The organism is Amycolatopsis sp. (assembly GCF_035276945.1).
Classification (GTDB): Bacteria; Actinomycetota; Actinomycetes; order Mycobacteriales; family Pseudonocardiaceae; genus Amycolatopsis_E.
Genome location: NZ_DATELF010000111.1, coordinates 41,173 through 49,466, shown reverse-complemented (window position 1 = coordinate 49,466; position 8,294 = coordinate 41,173). Strand labels below are relative to the sequence as shown.

Here is an 8,294-nt window from a genome sequence, read left to right as displayed (position 1 = left end):
GCGTTTCTGTGCGTCCGCGATCTGGGTCTCGTAGCTGGCACCCCCACCACCGCCCCCGCCTTGGCTCTTGTCCGGGCGTGGTGCGCGTGGTTGCGTCGTGGTGGGTGCGGGTGGTGCCGGTGTGGTGGCCGCGGTGACTGCTGCGTTCAGCTGGTCGGCGGCGGTCTGGCGTTCGGCGGGGGTGAGCGTGCCGTCGAGCTCGGGCACGGTCGGTGCGGGGTTGAGGCCGGCGGCCTGCGCTTCGGCGTGGCGCTTCTTCTCCTGCCAGCCGGGGCCGAGTTTCTGCCAGTTCTCGTCGTCGCGGTACCGCTCCAGTTCAGCCTGGGTGGGTCCGGTGGGCTCGCCCTGGTTGCCAGGCGGAGGAAGCTTCCTCCGTTGTTCGCTGATGAACTCACGCACGTGCTGCATCCGGGTCATCGGATCGGTCATGGTCGCTGTCCTTCCTGGAGTTGTTGAGGTGGCGAAGTTTCGCCTCGCGGCGTCGGGCGAGTCCGTGGCGTCGGTTGGCGTCGAATTCGGCGCGCGCGGCACGGTTGGCCGCGCGGCGTCCACAATGGCCAGTCATGGGTGTGCTCGGGTCGGGGTAAGTCATGCTGGTTCGTCCTCCCCTGTATGGCTTTCCCATCCGTCCCGTTGTCCCAATTCATCACCCACAAGAGACAGAACCCCACGAGTGGTCTGATCGGTTTGGGACGTTGAGACAGTGGGGACAGGGGTATAGAGGCCCCGTTTCGGCCGGAGCAGTCGACCGGACTCGGCGAGCCGGGCGAGATACCGCCGGGAATCAGGGCCGAACACCTGCTCAACCTCGGACGGCCGAACACCCTCTGGCCGTTGGGACACGAAGGCCATGATGTCCGCGGACCGGTCGCCGAGCGCTTCGGTTTGCTGGCGGAGCTGGGCGGCCACGGCCGCGGCGTCGAGGTCGTCGCCGTCGAGCGTCCACCGGCCATCGGTGAGGGTGAGCGCGTACTCGCCTTCGGGCACGTCACGGCCGGTGATCTTGAACAGGGCGGCGTCCCGGCCGCGGGGCCGGGCGAGCACGGCGATGGTGTCCGCGGACCCGGCGATGCCGTGCGTGCCGGACACCGAGTCCACGAAGTCCTCGGACCCTGCCTTGCGGTCGTGGTGGACCACGACGAGCGAGGTTCCCGGGAAGTCGTCGGCGAGCCGTTTCAGGGCTGATCCGACGCGGTAGTCGCGCGCGTAGGCCGATTCCCCCGCGAGAGCGGGTGGCATGACCTTGCCCAGCGTGTCCAGGATGACCAGCTGGCCCGCCTCGCCGGCCTGCAGTTCGAGCCACACGCGGATGGTGTCGAGCACCGACCCGGCGGACAGGCGAGTCAGGTATTGGAACCTGCCGGGGATGCCGTCGCCTGCCAGCAGCGCCCGGCACCGTTCCTGAAGCCGCCGGTCACCGTCCTCGAGCGCGAGATAGAACACCTGCCTTGCGCGGCCGACCGCCAGGCGGCCGAGCGCGCGCCCACCGGCCGCGACGGCGAGCGCCATGTCCAGTACGGCCCAGGACTTGCCGGCCTTCGGCGGGCCGACGAGCACGGTCATACCCTCGGGGATCAGGCCGGGCACGGCGTAGCGCAGCGGCGGGAACTCCTGCTCGTCGAGCCAGGTTCCGTTCCGCAGTCCGGACAGCAGGTCGCAGCCTGGGAGCAGGATTGCCCCGGTACGGTCCACGGTTGCTTCTGCCGGGTCGATCACGCGGCCGCTCCCCGCACGGACTCGGCGAGGACGCGTTCTGAGTCCTCGCTCAGCAAGCCGAGTTCCTTCAAGTGCCACCAGGCGCGCCGGGATGCCTGGACATTCCGCGGCGACGGTGGCAGCGGCTCAGCGTGCCAGGGATCGCCGCAACCGCAGTCCAGCACGGGCAGGCGCCGGGATGCGGCACGGCGGCGGCGAAGCTGGGCGGGAAGGTCGACGGTGTCCGTTACGATGGCACCCGATCGTCCGTCGCCCGCGGTGATCTCGTGGCCCGCCCGGCATTCCCCCGCCGGGCGGGTTTCGTCTGTCTGCATCAGGCGGCCTGACCCCCGCCGCCCTTGACCTGCTGCTCAGCCAAGAGGCGGTCCAGGTACTCGCGAAGAGAGTCGACCGGGATGAGGCGGCGACGGCCGATCTTCACGCTCTTGATCTCGCCCTCTCGTAACAGGTCAAACAGTTGTGTCCGACCGATCGAGAGGGCTTCGCACGCGTCCTCGGTGGAATACGCGAGCTTGGGACTCAATGTGATCAACTCCAACCACCACTGAGGGGTATAAGTGCTGGAACTTGGTCGCCCCTGCTCTCAGAGAGGTATCACGGCAAGCGATCAAGGTCAAGTACGCACACTTGCGCGCGGACGGTTGCGAACTTGTGCGGACGGTCGGTAAAGTCCGCGCGGTGGCACGAAGCGCGAATTCAGATGGCTGGACAACAATGAGCGGGTCCGATTCCGGTTTGCACGTCCGCTTCCGCGAACGCGACGGTCGGCTGGTAGTCACGGACCTCTACCTGCACGGGGAGCAGATCACCCCCGAAATCCTGCGCGGCATCTCGATCAGCCGCCTTGAAGCGTGGGTGAATACTCCATCTACAACAGACGTCGTCGCACACCACGCGGCAGAGTCGGCACGAACAAAATGGTCCGGCACGAAGCCCGAACCTTCGCTCGCGAAGCTCCGAGACAGGCATAAACGCAACATGGAGCCGGAAGAGCCGCCGACGTCGTCTCGCCCACGGCTAACTCGGCCGTCCTCCATGCCGACCGAAGAGTTCTACCCACTCGTGGCCGAGGCCTACGCCGAGAACGCACAGCAGACACGGGCACCTGCAAAGGAGATCGCCGCGGAAGCGGATGTACCCGTGACGACCGCTCACCGGTGGATTCGTGAAGCCCGGCGACGTGGCTTCCTCCCGCCCGCGCGAAAGGGCAAGGCAGGATGACCGAGAAGCCACGGGCACCGAAGGGCGAGGGCAGCGTCTACCAGCGGAAATCTGACGGGAAATGGTGCGCGTCGGTGACGCTGCCGTCCGGTCGACGCAAGACCGTATACGGCGACGACGAGAAGGCGGCTAGCAAAGCTCGGCGTGATCTCCTCGCCGAGATCGAGGCCGGCCGCCCGGTAGCGCTGGGCCGGGCACCGAAGCTCGGCGACTACCTGAACCGTTGGCTGGACGTGCGGATCGCGTCGGAGGTCGAGGCCGGCCACCTCGACGAGAGCACGGCCGACTCCTACAGGCAGATGGTCGAGGGCCACATCCTGTCCACATTCCTGGCCAAGGTGAAGATCACCGCGCTGTCTACCGACGATATCCGGTCGTGGCAACGAGAGCGGCTAAAGACGAAGTCGGCTCGATCCACCCCGGAAAATCCGAAGACGTACTCTCCGCGCACGGTGGGCATGGCGCACGCGGCGCTCCGGCGGGCGCTGAACGACGCTGTCCGAGATGAGAGCTACGGACTCGGCCGCAACGTCGCGGCGCTGGTCAAGCTGCCCGCTGGCCAGAGCAGGAAGGCCGAACCGCCTTCCGAAGAAGATCTCGCGAAGGTGTTCGCGGAGATGGTCGCCGACAAGCGGCGCGCGCTGTGGTTGACCATGCTCGCGCTCGGCCCGCGGCGCGGTGAAGCGCTCGGTATGCGTTGGTCGCTGACAGACCTCGACGACGCGTCAACGAAGCTCCGCAAGCAGATTCGGCGGGTGCGCGGGGAGATCAACCCCGAGACCGGCAAGCGGCGCGGGAAGCTCGTCGAGAAGGACCTGAAAACCGACGCGTCGCGGGCGAAGCTCGGACTACCGGCGGCACTCGTCGAGGTGCTTCGCGCCCACAAACGCGTCCAGGCCGTCGAGCGGATGGCCGCGAAGATGTGGGCTGATCCAGACCTGATCTTCACGACGACGATCGGTACCGCGCTCGAACCACGGAACGTGAACCGCGATTGGGACGCGGTGTGCAAGCGTGCCGGGGTCAAGGTGCGCTTGCACGATCTCCGGCACGCCGCGGCGTCGCTGGCGTTCCAGGCCGGCGCGACCATGAAGGAGGTACAGGCAATGCTCCGGCACACGCGCATGGCGACGACGAGCGACATCTACGTCGAGGTCTTCGAAGAGGTGCGGCGCGGGACCGCTGACCGCATGGACGGCGTTCTGCGGAAGATCAGCGGCGCATGAGCTACATATCACGCTACAGACCGCCGGATGTCGATCATGTTTCCGATCTTGGAAACGAAAAAACCGCCTGCTCAGAGGCGGTTTTCCAAAGCGCGCCCGAAGGGATTCGAACCCCCAACCTTCTGATCCGTAGTCAGATGCTCTATCCGTTGAGCTACGGGCGCTTGTTCAGTTGTCAACCTAGCACACGGCGAACCGGGCGCTGAGCGGAGGCTCCGGGATTTGAACCCGGGAGGGGGGGTTACCCCCAACCGCATTAGCAGTGCGGCGCCATAGACCAGACTAGGCGAAGCCTCCCGGATCAACGACCACTGCCTGGATAGGGTACACAGCCCCTCGATCCCGGGGCAAAGCACCCCCTTACCGCCGCAGCATCCGCATCAACCAGCGCGAACGTCCGCCGAGGCCTTCGGCTTCGAAGACGGCGACGCCGACCCGGGGGAGTTCGCGGACGCCTGGGTAGACGAGGTAGCGCGGGGCCCAGCGGGGCTGGAACTTGGCGTTGAACCGGTAGAGGGTCTCGATCTGGATCCAGCGTGACGCCCAGTGCAGCACCTTCGCCGAGATCCGCGCCACGGGGCCGGCACCGATCCGCTGGCCCTGCTCCATGAGGCTGCGGAAGGCGGCGAAGTTGAGGGAGACGTGTTTCACGCCACGGTCCTTGGCCGTCAGCAGCAGCTCGGAGATCATCAGCTCGTTGACGCCGTTGTCCGCCGTGCGGTCGCGGCGCATCACGTCGAGGGACAGGCCGCGTTCGCCCCACGGCACGAACTGCAGCAGGCCGCGGATCCGCCCGTTCTGCTCAACCGTGACGATGACCGAACCCGGGTCGCCCATCCGCCCGAGTGCCATCGAGAAGCCGCGTTCGGTGTCGCTGCCGCGCCAGTTGACCGCCAGCGCCGCCAACTCCACCAGCTCACCCTCGCCCAGCTCCTCTGCTCGCCTCACGCGCACCTCGTATCCGGCACGTCTGGTTCTCGACACCGCTTGGCGGACGCCTCGCATCACGCGGCCGTCGAGCGTGAACGTCTCGGCGTCCACAATGGCCTCGTCCCCGATCTCGAGGACGTCCAGGCCGAACCGTGCCCAGACGGTGGCGCCCAGCTCGGAACAGCCCATCACGGCGGGCACCCAGCCGTACCGCCGGCACACGTCGAGGAACTCCTCGATCGATCCTGGCCATGCCTCGCTGTCGCCCAGCGGGTCCCCGGAGGCGACCGCGGCGCCGGCGATCACCCGGTAGGTTACGGCGGACTTCCCCGTCTTCGAGAAGACCACGAACTTGTCGTCGCGCAAGGCGAAGTAGCCCAGCGAGTCGCGCTCGCCGTGCTGTGCGAGCAGGTCCCGCAGGCGCGACTTCTCCTCCTGCGACAGCTGTGGCGCGGGCTCGGCCGACCGCAGCAGGAAGTACGCCGCGAGCAGCACCGCGCCGAGGCCGAACAGCAGGCCGACGCTGGCCGTCAGGTCGTCGAGCCAGACCACGTGGTACACCGCCGGGCCACTGATGCCGATGAGCGCCAGCGCCGATTCGGCCAACCGCCCCTCGATCGCCAGGGGCTCGAGCAACCGTGGTGGGGCGAACGTCAGGAGCGCGAAGTTGATCAGGAGTCCGGCGATGATCAGTTGCAGGAACACCCGGACCGCTCGCCACTTGCCGGTCACCGGGTCGGGCAGTGCGATGAAGTACCGGCGGTTCATCACCAGCAGCACCGCCAGCGCCACCGAAGCGAGCCCCGCCCCGAAGACGTGGCGCAGGCCGAAATGTGCCAGCGCGAGCAGCACGCTGGCGGCGAGTGTGAGCTGCCATGCCCGGCGTTTTCGCCGGCTCAGCCCGGACGCGAGTTGCATCAACAGCACGCCGGTGACCAGCGCGACCGCGGCGGCGCCGGTGGTGGCGTCCTGCGGCAACTCCAGCCACTGCGCGACATGACCGCGCATCTCACGGCGGCCGGCAGGCAGCACGACGGAAAGCACCGTCACCAGCCCGACCAGCCTGGTCACCCAGGTGATCGCGCCCACCGAGACGACTCCGGTCACCCGCCAGACGGCCGGCAGCCGCTCCTCCCCCGTCGACCCCCGCTGCGCCGCGGCCATCCCCCCTGCGCGCTCAGTGGTCGCCTCACCGGCCTCCCGCCTACGCCCGACCAACCGGTCCTCCCCCGTTATCTCCCCCTGGCCAGTTCCACGAACGGCCGCAGCGCGTCCGGGTTCGCCAACGCGTCCCGGCTGACCGCCCGCTCGGGCTCGGTCCCAGCCAGGATCTTCTTCACCGGCACCTCACATTTCTTACCGTTCAGCGTTCGCGGTACCTCAGCCACCTCGACGAACCGGTCGGGCACGTGCCGTGGCGACAGCGCGCGGCGCAACTCCCGCCGCAGCCGGGGCTCGACCTCGCTCAGTGCCGCGCCCTTCGCCATCACGACGAAACACAGCAGCTCGCCATCGGTATTCCCGGCGCCCGAGGTGTCGATCACCAGCGAGTCCGCGACCTCTTCGAACCCTTCGACGACGCGGTAGAACTCCGCGGTTCCCATCCGCACGCCGCCCCGGTTCAAGGTCGAATCGCTACGCCCGTAGATCACCGCAGACCCGCGCTCGGTGATCCGGATCCAGTCACCGTGCCGCCACACTCCGGGGTAGTACTCGAAGTACGCCTCCCGTAGCCGCGAACCGTCCGGGTCGTTCCAGAAAAAGACCGGCATGGACGGCATCGGCCGCGTGATCACCAGTTCGCCGACCTTCTCGACGACTTCGTTGCCGTCGTCGTCGAACGCGGCCGCGGCCGCGCCGAGCGCTCGGCAGGACAGCTCGCCGAGCCACACCGGCACGTCCGGTGCCGAGCCGACGAGCGCCGCGCACAGGTCGGTGCCGCCGGAAACCGAGCAGATCTGCACGCCCCGGCCGACCTCGTCGGCGATCCAACGGAAGCCCTCGACGCTCAGCGGCGCACCGGTCGAGCCGATCGCGCGCAGCGCCGACAGGTCGTGGTGCCTGGCCGGCTCCAGATGGGTTTTGAGGCAGCTCTGAACGTACGGCGCCGAGATGCCGAAGAAGTTGATCCGATGCCGCTCGGCCAGCCGCCACAGCGCACTCAGGCCGGGATGCGAGGGGCTGCCGTCGAACAGCACGATGGTCGCGCCGACCAGCAACCCGCCGAGCAAGAAGTTCCACATCATCCAGCCGGTGGTGGTGAACCAGAAGAACCGTTCCCCCGGACCGAGGTTCATCTGCAGCGCGGTCGCCTTCAGGTGCTCGACGACGATGCCGCCGTGCCCGTGCACGATGCCCTTGGGCAGCCCGGTGGTACCGGACGAGTACAACACCCACAGCGGGTGATCGAAGGCCACCGGCTCGAATTCGAGCGCGGAGCCTTCGTGTTCGGCGAGCGTGGCCGCCCAGTCGAGCGTGCCGTCCAGCGTGCCACCGCCGACGTAGTCGACGAGCAGGATCGCCTTGATGGACGGGATTTCCTCACGCAGCAGATCGATGGTCGGCCGGACGTCGAAAGATCGTCCATTGTAGACATACCCGTTGACGGCGACGAGCACCTTCGGCTCGATCTGGCCGAACCGGTCCGTCACCGCACGCACCCCGAAGTCGGGTGAGCAGGACGACCAGACCGCGCCGAGGCCGGCCGCGGCGAGGAAGGCGACCAGTGTCTGAGGGCAGTTGGGAGCCAGCGCGACCACCCGGTCTCCCTTGCCGACACCGAGATCGATCAGCGCGGCCCGCGCGGCCGCGACCTGCGCACGTAATCCGCCGTAGGTGAGTTCGTCTCGTACGCCGTCCTCGCGCTCGAAGATCACCGCGAGGTCGTCGTCGGCCTTTCCCGCCAACGCGTGTTCGGCATAGTTCAGGGTTCCGCCGGGGAACCACCGAGCGCCCGGCAAGCTCGCCTCGGCCAGCGGCTCAGTCGGCCGGGTGTGCCAGCGCACCCCGAGGAACTCCGCCGCCGCGTCCCAGAACTCGCCCGGCTGGGTCACCGAAAACCGCCACAACTCGTCGTAGTCGGCGACACTGACATCACGGTTCGCACCAAGCCACTCACGGAACGCTTGAATCCTGCTCTCGGCGACCTCCTGGGCGGACGGGCGCCAGAGAACTTCCGGGGTGTCGGCGGCAGCGGTCACC

At 67.9% G+C, this 8,294-nt stretch carries 8 protein-coding genes and 2 tRNA genes; 2 read left to right on the top strand and 8 right to left on the bottom strand.

Translation table 11 applies throughout. From position 1 onward, the window contains the following. The 4 genes from VJT49_RS20090 to VJT49_RS20075 form a co-directional block, all read right to left on the bottom strand. On the bottom strand, positions 1-429 hold a 429-nt coding region (locus tag VJT49_RS20090), incomplete at its 3' end, for a hypothetical protein (protein WP_324166401.1). A gap of 159 nt (positions 430-588) precedes the next feature. Next, complete coding sequence (locus VJT49_RS20085) at positions 589-1,716, bottom strand: AAA family ATPase (RefSeq protein WP_324166400.1); 1,128 nt, start codon at positions 1,714-1,716, stop codon at positions 589-591. Next, a complete protein-coding gene (locus VJT49_RS20080; RefSeq protein ID WP_324166399.1) occupies positions 1,713-2,030 on the bottom strand; it encodes a hypothetical protein in 318 nt (105 codons plus the stop codon). The genes VJT49_RS20085 and VJT49_RS20080 overlap by 4 nt, the downstream gene beginning before the upstream one ends. After that, a complete protein-coding gene (locus tag VJT49_RS20075; protein ID WP_324166398.1) occupies positions 2,030-2,239 on the bottom strand; it encodes a helix-turn-helix domain-containing protein in 210 nt (69 codons plus the stop codon). Before VJT49_RS20075 ends, VJT49_RS20080 begins: the two co-directional genes overlap by 1 nt. 155 nt (positions 2,240-2,394) lie before the next feature. On the opposite strand from VJT49_RS20075, the gene VJT49_RS20070 reads away from it, so the two are divergent. After that, positions 2,395-2,937 carry a hypothetical protein gene (locus VJT49_RS20070; protein ID WP_324166397.1) on the top strand — a complete coding sequence of 181 codons (543 nt, stop codon included), beginning with the start codon at positions 2,395-2,397 and terminating at the stop codon, positions 2,935-2,937. Then, on the top strand, positions 2,934-4,163 hold the full coding sequence (locus tag VJT49_RS20065; protein WP_324166396.1) for a site-specific integrase: 1,230 nt from the start codon (positions 2,934-2,936) through the stop codon (positions 4,161-4,163). Before VJT49_RS20070 ends, VJT49_RS20065 begins: the two co-directional genes overlap by 4 nt. Before the next feature lie 91 nt (positions 4,164-4,254). Here the strand turns inward: VJT49_RS20065 and VJT49_RS20060 are convergent. From VJT49_RS20060 to VJT49_RS20045, 4 genes are all read right to left on the bottom strand, one after another. Continuing rightward, positions 4,255-4,327 (bottom strand) — tRNA-Arg (locus VJT49_RS20060). A gap of 43 nt (positions 4,328-4,370) precedes the next feature. Next, a tRNA-Ser gene (locus VJT49_RS20055) sits at positions 4,371-4,460 on the bottom strand. Between the two features lie 63 nt (positions 4,461-4,523). Further along, a complete protein-coding gene (locus VJT49_RS20050) occupies positions 4,524-6,257 on the bottom strand; it encodes a phosphatidylglycerol lysyltransferase domain-containing protein (protein ID WP_324166402.1) in 1,734 nt (577 codons plus the stop codon). 68 nt (positions 6,258-6,325) lie between these two features. After that, positions 6,326-8,293: an acetoacetate--CoA ligase gene (locus VJT49_RS20045; protein WP_324166395.1), complete on the bottom strand. Its 1,968-nt coding sequence runs from the start codon at positions 8,291-8,293 to the stop codon at positions 6,326-6,328. Position 8,294: the final 1 nt, after the last annotated feature.